12 protein-coding genes and 5 pseudogenes are annotated in these 14,977 nt (G+C 55.6%); 7 read left to right on the top strand and 10 right to left on the bottom strand.

The features are described 5' to 3' along the window. Window positions 1-23: 23 nt before the first annotated feature. Complete coding sequence (locus GWK63_RS16145; protein WP_338034126.1) at window positions 24-1,928, bottom strand: molybdopterin-dependent oxidoreductase; 1,905 nt, start codon at window positions 1,926-1,928, stop codon at window positions 24-26. Between the two features lie 140 nt (window positions 1,929-2,068). On the opposite strand from GWK63_RS16145, the pseudogene tnpC reads away from it, so the two are divergent. Then, window positions 2,069-2,760, top strand: a pseudogene (gene tnpC, locus GWK63_RS16140) (IS66 family transposase); the annotation flags it as partial. Between the two features lie 128 nt (window positions 2,761-2,888). Here tnpC and GWK63_RS16135 read toward each other — a convergent pair. The 3 genes and pseudogenes from GWK63_RS16135 to GWK63_RS16125 form a co-directional block, all read right to left on the bottom strand. Beyond that, window positions 2,889-3,968: an IS5 family transposase gene (locus GWK63_RS16135; RefSeq protein ID WP_166498173.1), complete on the bottom strand. Its 1,080-nt coding sequence runs from the start codon at window positions 3,966-3,968 to the stop codon at window positions 2,889-2,891. A gap of 77 nt (window positions 3,969-4,045) precedes the next feature. Beyond that, window positions 4,046-4,450: pseudogene (locus GWK63_RS16130) on the bottom strand (IS630 family transposase); the annotation flags it as partial. A gap of 87 nt (window positions 4,451-4,537) precedes the next feature. Continuing rightward, complete coding sequence (locus tag GWK63_RS16125) at window positions 4,538-5,476, bottom strand: replication protein RepA (RefSeq protein ID WP_082084927.1); 939 nt, start codon at window positions 5,474-5,476, stop codon at window positions 4,538-4,540. Between the two features lie 953 nt (window positions 5,477-6,429). Here GWK63_RS16125 and GWK63_RS16120 point away from each other — a divergent pair. After that, the gene (locus GWK63_RS16120; protein ID WP_034928747.1) at window positions 6,430-7,299 is read left to right on the top strand and encodes an alpha/beta fold hydrolase; all 870 of its coding nucleotides are present in this window, start codon (window positions 6,430-6,432) and stop codon (window positions 7,297-7,299) included. A 156-nt stretch (window positions 7,300-7,455) separates the two neighbouring features. On the opposite strand, the gene GWK63_RS16115 is transcribed toward GWK63_RS16120, so the two are convergent. After that, window positions 7,456-7,938 (bottom strand): TetR/AcrR family transcriptional regulator, encoded by a 483-nt coding sequence (locus GWK63_RS16115; RefSeq protein ID WP_240471339.1) that lies wholly within the window; start codon window positions 7,936-7,938, stop codon window positions 7,456-7,458. A 239-nt stretch (window positions 7,939-8,177) separates the two neighbouring features. On the opposite strand from GWK63_RS16115, the gene GWK63_RS16110 reads away from it, so the two are divergent. Beyond that, on the top strand, window positions 8,178-8,747 hold the full coding sequence (locus GWK63_RS16110) for a hydrolase (protein ID WP_007400706.1): 570 nt from the start codon (window positions 8,178-8,180) through the stop codon (window positions 8,745-8,747). A 3-nt stretch (window positions 8,748-8,750) separates the two neighbouring features. Further along, window positions 8,751-9,932, top strand: a complete 1,182-nt coding sequence (locus GWK63_RS16105; protein ID WP_223846585.1) for an AbrB family transcriptional regulator — start codon at window positions 8,751-8,753, stop codon at window positions 9,930-9,932. A gap of 113 nt (window positions 9,933-10,045) precedes the next feature. On the opposite strand, the gene GWK63_RS16100 is transcribed toward GWK63_RS16105, so the two are convergent. Beyond that, window positions 10,046-10,960, bottom strand: a complete 915-nt coding sequence (locus tag GWK63_RS16100) for a helix-turn-helix domain-containing protein (RefSeq protein ID WP_007400708.1) — start codon at window positions 10,958-10,960, stop codon at window positions 10,046-10,048. Between the two features lie 141 nt (window positions 10,961-11,101). Here GWK63_RS16100 and GWK63_RS16095 point away from each other — a divergent pair, with 141 nt between their 5' ends. Beyond that, the gene (locus GWK63_RS16095; RefSeq protein WP_007400709.1) at window positions 11,102-11,860 is read left to right on the top strand and encodes an SDR family oxidoreductase; all 759 of its coding nucleotides are present in this window, start codon (window positions 11,102-11,104) and stop codon (window positions 11,858-11,860) included. Between the two features lie 48 nt (window positions 11,861-11,908). Here the strand turns inward: GWK63_RS16095 and GWK63_RS16090 are convergent. Further along, a pseudogene (locus GWK63_RS16090) lies at window positions 11,909-12,217 on the bottom strand (DUF1348 family protein); the annotation flags it as partial. Between GWK63_RS16090 and GWK63_RS17580 the strand changes: the two are divergent. Further along, window positions 12,123-12,527: a transposase gene (locus tag GWK63_RS17580; protein WP_082084931.1), complete on the top strand. Its 405-nt coding sequence runs from the start codon at window positions 12,123-12,125 to the stop codon at window positions 12,525-12,527. The pseudogene GWK63_RS16090 and the gene GWK63_RS17580 sit on opposite strands and share 95 nt — an antisense overlap. A 113-nt stretch (window positions 12,528-12,640) precedes the next feature. Then, a pseudogene (locus GWK63_RS16080) lies at window positions 12,641-13,390 on the top strand (IS5 family transposase). A 9-nt stretch (window positions 13,391-13,399) separates the two neighbouring features. On the opposite strand, the pseudogene GWK63_RS16075 reads toward GWK63_RS16080, so the two are convergent. The 3 genes and pseudogenes from GWK63_RS16075 to GWK63_RS17485 form a co-directional block, all read right to left on the bottom strand. Beyond that, window positions 13,400-13,603: pseudogene (locus GWK63_RS16075) on the bottom strand (IS630 family transposase); the annotation flags it as partial. Between the two features lie 62 nt (window positions 13,604-13,665). Then, window positions 13,666-14,097: a helix-turn-helix domain-containing protein gene (locus tag GWK63_RS16070; RefSeq protein WP_240919171.1), complete on the bottom strand. Its 432-nt coding sequence runs from the start codon at window positions 14,095-14,097 to the stop codon at window positions 13,666-13,668. 728 nt (window positions 14,098-14,825) lie between these two features. After that, a complete protein-coding gene (locus tag GWK63_RS17485; RefSeq protein WP_338034125.1) occupies window positions 14,826-14,933 on the bottom strand; it encodes a hypothetical protein in 108 nt (35 codons plus the stop codon). Window positions 14,934-14,977: the final 44 nt, after the last annotated feature.

The raw sequence follows: 14,977 nt of genomic DNA, 5'->3' as shown, positions 1-14,977 counted from the left end.
AGGAAAATTACTCAAAATCATCTTCATCCCTTCCCTTTTTCGGTGGTGTCAAACCAGTTCACATCGTTCATTTTACGTAAGAAAATAAATTCATCACGATTAGACCCAACCGGCCCGTAATAATTGAATGACCATGAAAGATGTGCATACCCACCCACCATATGGGTGGGTTTCATGACAACACGCGTCACTGAATTATGAATACCGGCACGCTTGCCAGTAATTTCACTACCCGGCACATTGGCGGTGCGCTCGGCCGCATGGTACATAAACGCTGCACCAGACGGAATACGCTGGCTGACAACAGCACGCGCCACCAATGTCCCGTTACAGTTAAAAGCTTCTACCCAGTCATTATCGACAATCTTGAGCCGTGTTGCGTCATCCTCACTAATCCAGACAACCGGGCCACCACGACCAAGTGTCAACATAATCAGGTTTTCAGCATAGGTGCTGTGGATGCCCCACTTTTGGTGGGGGGTCAGGAAATTCAGCGGGATAACCGGGTTTCCGTTATCATGCGCAGCCCCTAAGGCCTCTGGCGTTGAGTGTGTTTCAATAGGTGGCTTGTATGTGGCAAAGGTTTCCCCAAAGTCACGGAGCCAAGGGTGATCCTGATAAAACTGAAGCCGACCCGTTAATGTACGCCATGGCACATATTCGTGCACATTCAGCCAGTTGGCGGTGTAGGCTTCCTGCGTTGACGACACACCGCTCCATATCGGCGAGTTTATAACCTGCCGAGGCTGTGTAATGATATCTGCAAATGTAATCCGGTCACCCTCTCTTCCGCCCAGACGGTGAGAAAGGTCTCGCCCGGTTTTGTCTGAAAGAGACTTCCAGCTTCTGGCTGAAACTGCACCATTTGTTTCAGGTGCCAGCATAAGTACCGTCTCAACGGCATCGGTATCCTGAAAAAGAGAAGACCTCTCCGGATATTTCACTGAGACTGAGGGATGTGTCTGCTTAAGTTCCTGTATCTCTGCTGTTGTATCCCACTGTAACCCGTGGTCTGCGTTCCCCTTCTTTTCCAAACCCGGACCTAACGTAATGTAGCGATCATAGACCTCATCATAACGTCTTGGCACAATAGCAATCTGGGGCATTGTCTTGCCCGGTACACCAGCTATCGGGTGCTCTGACCGCCAGATCTCGTCACCATAAGGCTGCGCCAGCTCGGCTGGTGTGTCTTTTTGCAAGGGTGACAGAACAACATCTGTTTCACTCTCCAACTGGCCTTTTGCCAACCGTTGGAACGTCTCAGCCAAACCACGGAAAATGCTCCAGTCCGTGCGGGCTTCCCATGCCGGGTCAACAGCAGCCTGCAGCGGATGAATAAACGTGTGCATGTCAGACGTATTCAGGTCTGATTTTTCATACCATGTTGCGGTTGGCAAAACGACATCGCTGAACATTGCTGTTGTGCTCATGCGGAAATCAATAGTTGTCAGAAGGTCCAGTTTTCCTTCTGGAGCCTTATCATGCCATTTTGCAAAATCCGGCCTCTGGTCACTATCCTCGTTCATGACATTGTTAGGCGCGCCCAACAGGTGCTTCATGAAATATTCATGTCCTTTGCCGCTGGCACCTAGCAAGTTTGACCGCCAGACAAACATGTTACGCGGCCAGTTCTCCGGTGCATCGGGGTCTTCACAAGCCAGCTTGATGGAACCGGATACAAGAGCGTCCTTCACATATGTTGCAGGATCCTGCCCACTTTGAGCGGCTTTTTGACCAAGCTGTAACGGATTGACCGCAAGTTGTGGCGCACTTGGCAGCCAGCCGCGTCGTTCAGCCTGAATGTTACAATCAAGCACGGTTTGAGGCCATTTTTCAGGCGAGGCCAGAGGTGAAAGCTGCTCCCTTGGTGTTAACTGCTCATAACGCCACTGGTCTGTATGTGCATAGAAGAAGCTTGTGCCGTTCATTCGGCGTGGCGGGCCGCCCCAGTCCCCCGCAAACGCGACTGGCCCCCACCCTGCGGATGGGCGTAGCTTTTCCTGCCCCACATAGTGAGAAGTGGTCCCCATTTTTCGGACAGGGCGATAAGCTATCATCTGGCCTGAACGTGCCGGTTCTGGCGAAAGGCCGGACAGTCACCGGACGATTGTGGAATTACGTGCGGGACGATCACCCCTTTGGAGGTACAGCGCCCCCAGCCGTCTGGTTCCGTTATTCCCGGGACCGCAAGGGCGAACATCCCACGGACCATCTCACCGGCTGGACCGGCATTCTGCAGTCAGATGCCTATGCGGGTTATAACACTCTGGCGAAACCGGGACGCCAACCCGCGCCGGTTGTCTCCGCCGGATGCTGGGCCCACGGACGCAGAGGGCTGTTCAAAATCGCCGAGAGGGACAAGGCGCCCCTCGCCATAGAGGCAGTAGGCAGGATCGACGCCATATTCCAAGCCGAGCGCACCATCAACGGTACGCCCCCAGAACATCGGCTGGCAGTCCGTCAAACAGACATAGCCCCTCTGGTCGACGATCTGTTCGACTGGATGCGGGAGTGTTGCCGGCGCATGTCGACCAAAAATCCCGTTGCCCACGCCATGAACTATTTTCTCAGACGTGCCGATACATTCACACGATTCCTCACTGACGGCCGGATCTGCCTCTCAAACAATGCAGCAGAACGCGCCCTGCGCGGCATTGCCCTGGGCAGAAAAGCCTGGCTGTTCGCCGGTTCCGATCGTGGCGGAGAACGCGCCGCCGCCATGTATTCCCTATCGTCTCGGCGCGCCTGAACGATGTGGAGGGATCGAAGAACCCTTGATTGATGTGCTTGGCCGGTAATTTCTGGGTTTTGGCGATTTGATTGACGGTTTTTGCGATGGCGTCCAGTCTGCGTTTTGAGCAGATTGGGAGTTGTCTCTCGCTGGATGGCTATGGGCTCGCGTTCAATCTTTCGAGGAAGAGAAGGCGGCGCATATTGTAGACGATATTGGCGAGCCCGATCCTCATGGTGGCTCGACTGATACCGACAGTCCGGACAAACAGCCCCGTCTGTGACTTCTGATCGGCAAAGACATGCTCGACACGCGAACGGATGACCGACTTTCCAGCATTTGATTTCTGGATATGCCGGGGCATAGGCTTGAGATGCGGCTTTTTGCGATGAACCTTGGAGACAAAGCCCTGCTTTTCCATGAAGTCTTCGTTGGCTTTTGAGCGATAGGCCGTGTCGGCCCAGACACTTGAGGCCGTATTGGTTTTATCCAGAAGCCCCTCTCTCAATCGCGCGCCATCACTGGCAGCGGCATGCGTTGTTTTCCATTTGCGGATGAACCGGTATTTCCGATCGATGGAAACATGCGATTTATAGCCAAAGAACGGGATGGCGAGATCGCTGGATGGCATGGTTCCATCATCCTGCCGCTTCGCCTTCGTGAACTTCAGTGTCCAGCGCGCATGACGATCCTTGTGCGACAGCTTTGCGGGTTTGTCCTGCCAGTCTTCAGGAATACGGCCTGCTCGCAGATCCGCTTTCTCTGCATTGGTGTTCCGCTGCTTCGGAGCCGCTACCAGCGTGGCATCCAGGATCTGGCCTGACATCGGCAAATACCCGGCGTTGCGCAGGGTCGCATCAAAGCGGTTGAACAGCCCATCGATCGCACCCGCCTGGGTCAGACGCTTTTGAAACAGCCAGACCGTTTTGGCATCCGGCACCCGATCTGAAAGTCCCAGCCCAAGGAAACGCATAAAGGAGAGGCGATCGTTGATCAGATATTCCGTCCGCTCATCAGACAAATTGTTGAGCGTCTGGATCACCAGGATCTTGAACATCAGCACAGGATCAAATGGCGGTCGTCCGCCCTTGCTTCCATCGGAATACGCCAGGGCCTTGTCCAGATCAGGACGGAACGCTTCAAAATCCACAGTCCGGGAAAACGCTTCGAGCTGATCGCCAAGCCCGCTCAACCGGGAAAGCCGCTCTTCAACATCAAAAAAACCAGGCTGCTTCATATCGCCATTCCCTCAATCAACGCAGAAGAAATAGAATCATACAGAAGACCTCAAAACCAGGGGGTTTTTAGAACCCTCCACGTCTTGATCGTGGTCGTTTTATGTGTGGCGTAGTTATCCAGCACGAGATGAACATCCAGGTCATCAGGCATCTCGGCATCGATACGTTTCAGGAAGTCGAGAAATCCCATGGTACGATGACGTTAGTAGCATTTGCCGATTACCGCATCTGTTGCGGTGTCGAGGGCTGCAAACAGCGACGTCGTGCCGTTCCGGAGATAGGTATGGGTACGTCGTTCCGGCACGCCCGGTACCATGGGCAGGACGGGCTGTTCGCGGTCCAGCGCCTGGATCTAGGATTTCTCGTCGACGCACAGCACGATCGCGCGGTTCGGTGGCGACATGTAAAGACCGACAATATCCCGAACCTTGTCGACGGATAGCGGGTCCGTCGACAGTTTGAAGGTTTCAGCCCGATGCGGCTATCTTCGACTGTTCGTCCGCAATTAGTCTACTGATTTGCCTCTATGCGACGCAGACGTTTTCATCGTCTACGTTGAGTGAGGACTTTAGCGGGACCTAGGAAACGCGACTACCGTGCGTTTTGGCTCAACAGGTGGAGGTGAGGGAACTAACGTTAGGCCCACAGCACTCAGTTTGACTGCCGCCTCTGGATATACTGCTAGTGCCAGGTTGAGTTGAGCGCAGAAGGTATCACGGAAATGGTCTAGGCGTTTTACTCCAGCGCCGAACTGGGCGTGAAGACCCTTCCAAGTGATTGGCGTGTCCTTCTGGAGGACATGCAGCCGATATGCAAGCCAGCAATATATATCTAAAGCCATCGAGTGTTTACTGATCGCTCGAATTGCGGATTCCTGGATAGGAACAGGATGTCGACGAAGCTGATCGTAGAATGTTTCACTTAGCTTCGTCCGCGCTAAAAGTTGTCCCCCGCTAGAGTCCTCGCCATCTTCCGTAAACAGTGCTTTGTCGACTATAAGTTGTTGTACTAATGCTGACTTTCCTGCTTGTTGGACCTCGAAAGTGAGACGACAGCGCGTGATGCGGAGTGCCTGCTCTCTTACGTCGGCTATCGTTTTGCCGCCAGGAGAGATGTTCATCTTCTTAAGCCAGTCGCGAAGCGACTTTCCGAGCTCAATTTCGCGACTCTGGGTTCTTAGAGCCTCGGTTTGTAGATATAGCAGTATAAGTCTGGCTCGACTTCCGTATGGGACACCAATCCATTGAAGTTCCCCATTCGGAAGTGTTCGTCGACCTGGTTCTACGAGAAGGGTAACTCTGTCGGTGCGAACCTGCCAAGGTGCAGAGTCGGGCTGTTTTTTATGTGGGAGCGGTGCTTGTGCCCAGCCGCTATACATGAAACCTAGTCCGGCATCTTCGTCCGTCAGATATGCGGCGGCCGCATCAACGACACGGCGGTCCATGTCCAGCTGGAGTACATGCTGTCGACCATGCTCCTGAAGCAAGTCATGCACTTCCGCCATCATGGCTCCCCTAGGCATATGTATGTTGGCTCGATTCTGCGTCCATGATGCACGGATTTGTTCAGAATGTCTCTGAGGACTGTAGCGGGATCTAATACTAGTTAAAGATAATTGTATTCTAATATTAGTTTGTCCCGTTAGTGTCCTCGGGATAACTTATGCGAATCGTGCTTGCTCCGTAAGCACGTGTCGCTAGAGTCCTCAGTTTTTCCGCTACAGTCCTCAGTCCCCTGTTGGTCACCTCGCAAAAGGGAGGTGTAGCGAATCGGTATCTCTGAAGGCATCAAGTTTCCCGTCAGAGTCCTCGATTTGCAGATAGCGCTAATTTGGCCCCCGTCAAAGTCCTCAAAACTGAGAAATTTTCAGGTTAGGAGGCTTCTAACAGCCCGATTTTCCTTGATGTTCGGCGGATGAACCTGTTTTTGGCGCACAAAACCCCGCTAGAGTCCTCACTTCGAGGACCGTTTTGCGATCTATTTCGGCTCCAGATTTCCGGCATATCTCAGAAATTAACCTTGCGCGTCGCATGTTCCCGCCAGAGTCCTCAGTTTTTGCCTCTGAAAGAAACTCCATGAGGACTCTGGCGGGAATGTAGCCTGGAACAGGTGTTCAGAACTTTCACTTGGTCGGGTGGCGCGCTGAGACGCTGGCTCCGTCGATGTACGTTTTACGGTCTGTCGGGATAATGTCGTGGCGTGGGCTATGCCCGCCAAAGTCCTCATCTGGATGTTGTGGTTACACTGGGGGCTGACGTCCGTGATCACGCGTGACATGGCCCTGTCTATTTCCGCAGACTCTGCGAATCGACCCTCTCGGATATCCCAACTGATCTACCCAGTGACGCCGTTGTGAGTCGCGGCAGGGAGATAATCAACAGGTCTTCATCAGGGGAAATACTAGTTTCCTGATAATCTGCTTTTCTGCTGTGTGTCCACTGGACGAATGCAGGTGAAAGCATGATCGCAATCAGGAAATTCCCCGATTTATTGCCGGGCTTTAGCTGGCGGGATATCGAGGTGAATGGCGTGCGGATCCGCACGGCTACCGGCGGAAACGGACCGCCGCTGCTCATGCTGCATGGTCATCCGCAGATGCATCTGACCTGGCACAAGGTGGCACCCGCACTGGCGAAACGTTTTACCATCGTGGCCCCAGATCTGCGGGGTTATGGCGATAGCGCCAAGCCTGAAGGTGGGGCGGATCACGCCAACTATTCCAAGCGGGTCATGGCGGCTGATCTGGTTGGCGTCATGCACCAGCTTGGATTTGAACGGTTCATGGTTGTCGGGCATGACCGGGGCGGACGGGTGGCGCACCGCATGGCGCTGGATGCACCGCAAGCGGTGGAAAAACTGGTGCTGATCGATATCGCACCGACAGCAACGATGTATGCCCGAACCAATATGGAATTCGCCCGACGCTATTTCAGGTGGTTTTTTCTGATCCAGCCTGCCCCCTTGCCTGAAAGGCTGATCAGTGGGGATCCAGACTTTTTTCTCGAAAGCCACATTGCAGGACAGATCAAGATACCAGGATCGGTCGATCCGCGTGTCATGGCCGAATATCGTCGATGCTACGCCGACCCGGCAATGCGTCATGCAGCAGGCATCGACCTCGTCCATGATGCAGCTGATGCAGACAAGCGGATTGAGGCCCCATTACAGGCTCTGTGGGGTGCACGCGGCACCGTGGGCCCGCTATATGATGTTGTCGAGACATGGCGCGAAAAAGCCGTGGACGTGCGGGGATACGTGATCGACTGTGGTCATAGTCCGCAGGAGGAAGCACCGGCAGAACTGCTGCATCGGCTTGATGCGTTTCTCTGACCTTCGCGAAACAGTTGGAGTAAAAGCTCGATTTTACCTCATTACAGTCAGTTATGCTTTGAAAAGCAGACCCGTTCAATCCAGATGACGCGTTTGGTGAAGATATCGATCGGCTGTGTGCGGATTCAGAGGTTACGGAGCGACCTCTGACCCGGATCAGCGGGAGGCGACCGCATGTTCCAGATAGAGACGCAGCACCGTAACGGCTTCCTTGTCCTGTGCCGGGCGGGGGACCGAATGATCCTGTGGCAGGGCAAAGATCGCCTTGACCAGATGCAGCAGCATCACGGCCCGTTCGTCATGTGGACCCGGAGAACCACCCAGCCGTGACAATAACTGGCTCATGCGCCCGATCAGCGCCTTGCGGAGCGTTCCTGTCCCATCTGGTAGGGTAATCCCGCTGTCGAGCAGGGAAAGGACGACTGAGCGTTCCGTTCGCAGACGCTGGATGATGTCCAGCAGTCCTTCTGCTGCATCACGTGGCGACAGCGGCGGATCGCGATCGACCAACTCATCCAAGGCATGTAGTAACCGCGCGCCGTAGCGTTCGAGCACTGCGGCGGCCAGCACGTCCTTGGTCGGAAAAAAACGGTAGAGCGAACCGATTGCCGTGCTGGCGCGGGCAGCGATCTCGGTCATTGTCGCCGCCTCGTATGACTTCTCGCCAAAGACCGTTGTTGCGGCCGTAAGGATCGCTTCAACGCGGTCGCGTCCGCGCTGCCGCTTGGGCGCGAGTGGTGATGAACGGGGCGGGCTTGACATAATGCGAGGGCACCCTCAACTTTCTTTTATGCGAGACAGTCCTCGCATAACCGATTTTCCAATGCCGGTCGATGTTTGACCCGACCATGTATCCAGATCCCAGAAGGCGCCGATCCGTGAACAGATTTGACCCGCGAACCACCGCCCTTGTCCTCATTGACCTGCAGAATGGCATTCTTGCCCTGCCAACCGCCCCGCGGCCATCGTCGCAGGTGCTGGAGAGCGGTAAATCGCTTGCTGCCCGCTTCCGGGATGAGAGTGCTACGGTCGTACTGGTTCGGGTCGCGTTTGCACTCGACTTTGCCGACGCGCCACCCGGTCTGGCCGACCAGCCCTTAAGCCCGCCGGAAGGCGGCCTGCCAGCGGACTGGGCGCACCTGGCTGACGGGCTGGTGGCACCCGGCGATATCGTCATCACCAAACATCAGTGGGGGGCATTTACAGGCACGGAACTGGACCTTCAGCTTCGCAGGCGGGGCATCCGGACGATCGTGCTGGGCGGTATTGCGACGAATTTCGGGGTTGAATCCACAGCACGGCATGGCTGGGAACTTGGCTATCACATCGTCATTGCCGAGGATCTCTGCACCAGCCTGTCAGCAGACCTTCATGATGTCTCCATCCGCTCGATCCTCCTGCGGATCGCACGCGTGCTGCCTTCCGATACAATCGTGTTTGGCGGTTAAGCGGTGAGGGTGGGGCCATCAGCGTGGCTGCTGACCGGGCGATGGGGCTTACTGGCGCTGCTTTCGCTGGTTTTCGGTATGCTTCTGGCCGTCTTACGCCTGCCGGCCGCGCCGCTGCTGGGACCACTGGGGGCGGCGGTCGTACTGGCCACACGGGGTAGTGCGGTCCGTATTCCCCGCTGGGCCTTTCTCGGCGCACAGGGCGTGGTCGGGGTCATGATCGCCAGCTATCTTTCAGCCTCGATCTTTCACGAAATGGCAGCCAGCTGGCCGGTCTTTGTTGCCGGTACGTTTTCTACCCTGTCTGCGGCAGCCCTTCTCGGCTGGCTGCTGACACGCTCGCGCCTGCTACCCGGCAATACCGCGATCTGGGGTTCATCACCCGGTGCGGCCACGGTCATGACCCTGATGGCGGAATCATACGGGGCGGATATGCGGCTCGTCGCCTTCATGCAATATCTGCGCGTGGCCTGCTGCGCCGTCATTGCGGCTGTTGTTGCGCGCGTAGCCGGAACGCCGTCCGCCCCGCTGGTCGTGGCACAGACCCTCTCATGGCAGGGGGCTTTACTGGCGCTGGTGATCGCACTGGCAGGGAGCGCCGTGGGAACCCGTCTGCGCGTGCCGGCCGGGGGACTGCTTGTGCCCATGGGGATCGGGATGGCCGCGAGGCTTGGTGCTCATCTGCCGATCGAACAGCCGCATTTTCTGCTGGTCGCGGCCTATGTCCTGGTCGGGTGGGGCATCGGCATGCGGTTTACGCCAGACGTGCTGGCTTATGCCGGACGTGTCTTTCCACGCGTGCTGGGTTCCATCCTCGCGCTGATTGCAGTGTGTGGCGGCTTTGCATTGATACTTGCCCGGCTGGCGCATGTGGATCTGCTGACGGCTTATCTTGCAACCAGCCCTGGTGGAGCTGATTCCGTCTCCATTATCGCCTCGACCACAAAAGTGGACATGCCTTTCGTCATTGCCATGCAGGTCGCCCGGTTTTTCTGTGTTCTGGTCACCGGGCCAGCTTTGGCGCGTTTTCTGTCCCGCAGATCGTCGGGAAAAGGACAGCGCGATGTGTCGCAAGAAATACACGGGAAATGGGCGAAAAGGAGGAGGGGCTTGCTGAAGACCAATGCGACAGATCCCGCTCTTGCAAACCCGCTCGCGCTGAGGCGTGACGACAATTTTGGTTGATGGCGGGAGCAGCGATTTGGCCATCAGGGTGTAGTCATTTACCCCGCTTGTCTGGCGCGCGGCATCTTCTTTCGCTGCATCCCCGTTTGACAGTCATATCCATTCCGATGATGTCATAGCTTCCTGTAGTCGCGTGGGCTGATGCCGGTTTCCCTGTGAAACATCTGTGCAAAATGGCTCGCACTCTCATAGCCGCTGGTCAGGGCAATCTCGATGATGGACCTGTTGGTCTGCGATAGAAGGTTTTTCGCATGTTCCACACGCCGTCGGATAAACCAGCGTGACGGGCTTTGCCCCATGGTGTTGTGAAATGACCGGCTGAAATGAAACCGGCTCATCCCGCACAACCCGGCCAGAAAATCGAGATCGAACGGTTCGGCGAGATGGGCGTCCATATGATCCAGCGCCTTGCGCAGCTTCCACGCTGGCAGTTGTGCGGGTCTGGGTGTGGGCGAAGGCTGTGTCTGGGCATAATGACGCAGAAGATGGACGGTCAGACTTTCCAGAAGTCCATTCACAAATAGCGAACTGGCCGAATGAGGTGTCTGGATCTCGGCTGTCAGACCTGTCATGACGCCAGAGATGAATGCATCCTGAACACCGGAAATGTCGCGCATGGAGAGCCGGGACGAATTAAGCCCCAACGATTGGGCAGCCCGGTTGACCAGAGTAAGGCCCAGATAAAGATGCAGGACTTCAAACGGACGGTCCGGATCGGCCTGCCAGCGCATGAGGTAAGGCGCATTGGTCTGTGTCAGGAAGAATGATCCGGATCCGACCTCACTTTTCGTCCATTCACCGGTCAGTTCTCGTTCCTCGATCTGCGCTTCTCCCGAGATGATCCAGACCAGCAAGGGCTCGGCCACGGCCGGGACCAGCACTTCATCCTCGTGTTGCGGCCGGCGGAATATCTGTGCCTCGGCCTCTTTCCATGCCCCTCCTTGGCTTTGCCCGATCTTCCGGCCCGGAATACGGTCCTCGAGGGCATAACAGGCGGCATGCAGCGAAGAACGATGCGGGTAAGGCATCCGGTTTCCCTTTCAGGCGTGCCGTGAATTGTCCAGCCCAACTCACAAAAACGCAAAATCACAATGGTTTTAGCAAGAGGACGACAGAAACCATCTGCCTTGGTCTTTACCTGTTTTCTCGTTCTTTTTTAAACGGAATAGGTGAAGATTATCATGAGTATCAGAGGTAAGGTCGCCCTTGTTACCGGAGCCTCCAGCGGGATAGGCGCTGCAACAGCACGCAAACTTGCAACAGAGGGGGCGATTGTCGGTCTGGCAGCACGGCGCAAGGACCGTCTGGACGCGCTGGCGACGGAAATCACCGGGGCAGGCGGCAAAGCCGTTGCCCTTCCAACCGACGTTACGGATCTGACGTCATGCAAGGCTGCAGCAGATGCGCTTATCACCCAGTTCGGCAGGATTGACGTGTTGGTCAACAATGCGGGCCTGATGCCCCTGTCCAACGTTGACAGCCTGAAAGTGGACGAATGGCAGCGTATGGTGGACGTAAACGTGTCCGGTGTCCTCAATGCAACGGCGGCGGTTCTTCCACAGATGATCGCACAGCATTCGGGCCATATCTTCAACATGTCCTCGATTGCGGGCCGGAAAGTCTTTACCGGCCTAGCCGTCTATTGCGCCACCAAGGCCGCCGTCGCGGCATTTTCCGATGGACTCAGGATGGAGATCGGGCCAAAGCACAATATCCGCGTCACCTGCATCCAACCGGGTGCCTTGAAGTCGGAACTGTACGAGCAGATTACGGATGCCACTTACCGCAGGCAGATGGATGACCTGGCGGCGTCCATGACCTATCTGGATGGCGAGGACATCGCTGATACAATCCTGTTTGCCCTGAACGCACCATCCCGCATGGATGTCGCAGAACTGTTCGTTCTGCCCACCGAACAGGGATGGTAAGGATCAGAATCATGAAAGAACTTCGGCGGGAGCAATTTCTTCAGGACATTAAAGTTCAAGGTCGGACAGCCCCGGATGATCGTCGGGGCGTCTTCCCGCAGGCCAATGGAACAGTCGGTCTCCGGCCTCTATCGGCAGGTCATTGATCGATGCGACCCGGCGGCGCATAAGCCCGGCGGTATCGAATTCCCACAGTTCATTGCCGTAAGACCGGAACCATCGACCCGCATCATCATGCCATTCATAGGCAAAACGGACAGCCATGCGGTTATTGCGGAAACCCCAGAGTTTCTTGATCAGGCGGTATTCGTGCTCTACGTTCCATTTGCGTGTCAGGAAGGCCACGATCTCATCGCGTCAGGCCATCGGACGATCCTGGGGCGGATTGACTACAAAGATCCATGCCATTTGCGATGCCCTGAGTAACCCGGTGGAGATTGACATCACATCGGGAAAGAATGCGGATACCAACCGGGCGGAACCGATGCTGGAAAACATGGACCCAGATGCCTTCCTTGTCGACAGGGCGCATGATGCAGACAGGTTGATCGACCGATCGACAGAGCGCGGGATTACCCCGGTCATACCGCCAAAACGCAATAGAACGATGCAGCGGGCAACCGCTTCGCTTCAATCATTATCCTTCTTGACTGACGACACGCCGTAGAAGGTATTTCGTCAACCTTCATCTGAATTCCGCGTCAAAAGCATGCTTGGTAGGCTCAGGACCCATTGATATGATTGCGGAAATCTGATTCAGCCTCTGTGAGGAGACTGAAGATGAGTGACCTGTATTGGTTGACGGAGGAGCAGATGGATCGTCTGCGGCCCTTTTTCCCGAAGAGCCATGGCAAACCTCGCGTTGATGATCGTCGTGTGTTGAGCGGGATCATTTTCGTGAACAGAAATGGTCTGCGCTGGCGTGATGCGCCCCGGGAATACGGTCCACACAAGACGCTCTACAACCGCTGGAAGCGCTGGAGCGCTATGGGGGTATTCATCCGCATGATGGAGGGACTGGCTACTGGCAAGGCAGAGTCTCAGACAATCATGATTGATGCGACCTATCTCAAGGCACATCGCACGGCTTCGAGCCTGCGGTTAAAAAAGGGGGCTCAGGCCGTTTGATCGGGCGGACCAAAGGCGGGATGAATACGAAGCTGCATGCTGTCACCGACCGGAACGGACGTCCGCTCGGTGACAGCAGGTCAGATCAGTGATTATACTGGTGCCGCTGCCCTTCTGGACAGTCTGCCACCAGCCGAATGGATGCTGGCAGACCGGGGCTATGACGCTGACTGGTTCAGAGAGGCCCTGGAGGAGAAAGGGATCAAACCCTGTATTCCTGGTCGAAAATCTCGTGCAAAACCGGTCAAATACGACAAACGGAAATACAAAAGACGCCACCGTATCGAGATCATGTTCGGCAGGCTCAAGGACTGGAGACGGGTCGCAACACGCTATGACAGATGCCCGACCGTCTTCTTCTCGGCAGTCTGCCTCGCCGCAACCGTCTTGTTCTGGCTATGAGTCCTGAGCCTAGTCACCTGGAACTGAAGTTCGGTTCATTGTTTTGTGACAAAAGCGTTTCACCGAGGCGAGGATCTGGTCGGCTGATTTGACCCACCGATACGGCCTTGGATTTTCGTTATGTGCGTCGATAAAAGTTATGATGTCGGCTTCGAGTGCAGTTGTTGACCGATGCACGCCGCGTTGGAGTTGCTTGCGCGTCAGTTCGGCGAACGTGCAGGAGCATTTTGCACAGGAGCAGCCCCATCTGCATCCATTGCCTGCCCTGTGCGCGCTCACTGTGCAGGATCATCGCGGCTGGTGGCGGGCAAGTCAGGTTCCAGACCGTCAAGAGATGGCTGTGAGGGCGGCGGCATACCGGGGCCAACCGGCATTTGCATTTCATCCGCTCGTGGGAGGCGTCTAATTGGCTCCTGATGGCCAAGTTCGTTCTGGTCTGGTTGCTCTGCGCTGGATGCGATCACGGTTGCGCTGAATAGGCTGTATCGCAGGCCGTCACGAGGGCCAGACCACACCACACGATCATTCAAAACATAAGCATTTGTTGAGCCAGAGCCACTAACACGACGGATTTCCAGCCATCGTTCGGTTGCCAGAAGTTTAGCGGCTTTTGCGATGGTATTCTGATGGACGCCGAGGAGAGTAGCCAACGTTGGTTGGCTAACCACTACAGCGTTATTTTCTCCTACTCGTGACGCCAAGAGCATTAAGAGGCGAGCTGCTGCCGGACTGCGAACGATTAAAGACCCCCATTCTTCAAGGGTCACACGAGGCACTTGAACCCATAAATTTGGAGAAGGTTTTCGATTGGTAGGTAGGTCTTTTTGCATGGCAATTTCAGTGTGGTTTTTTCACACTGTATTGTTTAAAATAAACATCAACAAGTGAAAAAACTACACTGCGTTGTAGAAAAACCATCCGAAAATGTGGCACCCCCCACACTCTAGGGATGTGGCACCCCCCACACTCTAGGGATGTGGCACCCCCCCCAATAAGTATTTGAAAAATAAAGAAAAAAAATTCGTCCCTTCTTATGATCTAAGGGAGGTCCGTTTTGCTGGGACGATCGGCATTGGGGCGATGCCCGAACGGACCTCTTTTTCCCTAAAAATTTAAGAATCCTGATGTCTGTTGAACGGGTGGGTATGTGGGTCGAGCGTGGAGCCTGTGGGCAGGCGGTGGGCAGGCCGAAGGGCTGTCCACGGGCTGTCCATGGGCGGAGCGCGGCCCGAAGGGCGATCCACATATCCACGCGCAGAACCTTCACGGTGGGAGTGTACGCGCGAGCAGGCGCGAACACGTCCGGACGCCTACGGCGGGCTACGCCGCTCCCGCTCTGCGCTCGCTCCGGACCTGAAAGGCCAGCAGAACCGGGCAAGAGAAAATTTGCTCAAGAAGCATGAAAAGCGAGGAGATGTGACGGACTGAGTTTCACCTAGAACGCCAGATAGGCCGGAGAGACGCTAGGAACGAGCCACACGCCGTTGTCGGCCTGATGGAATGGAATCCTATCTCGAAACATCAGACCGGCCTCTACGACCAAAATAACGGCCTTTCCGTGCCGCTCTCCGACACGCTGCGCCGTCT

The organism is Komagataeibacter rhaeticus, assembly GCF_011611525.1.
Lineage (GTDB): Bacteria > Pseudomonadota > Alphaproteobacteria > Acetobacterales > Acetobacteraceae > Komagataeibacter > Komagataeibacter rhaeticus.
This window is presented reverse-complemented; position numbering and strand designations above follow the sequence as displayed.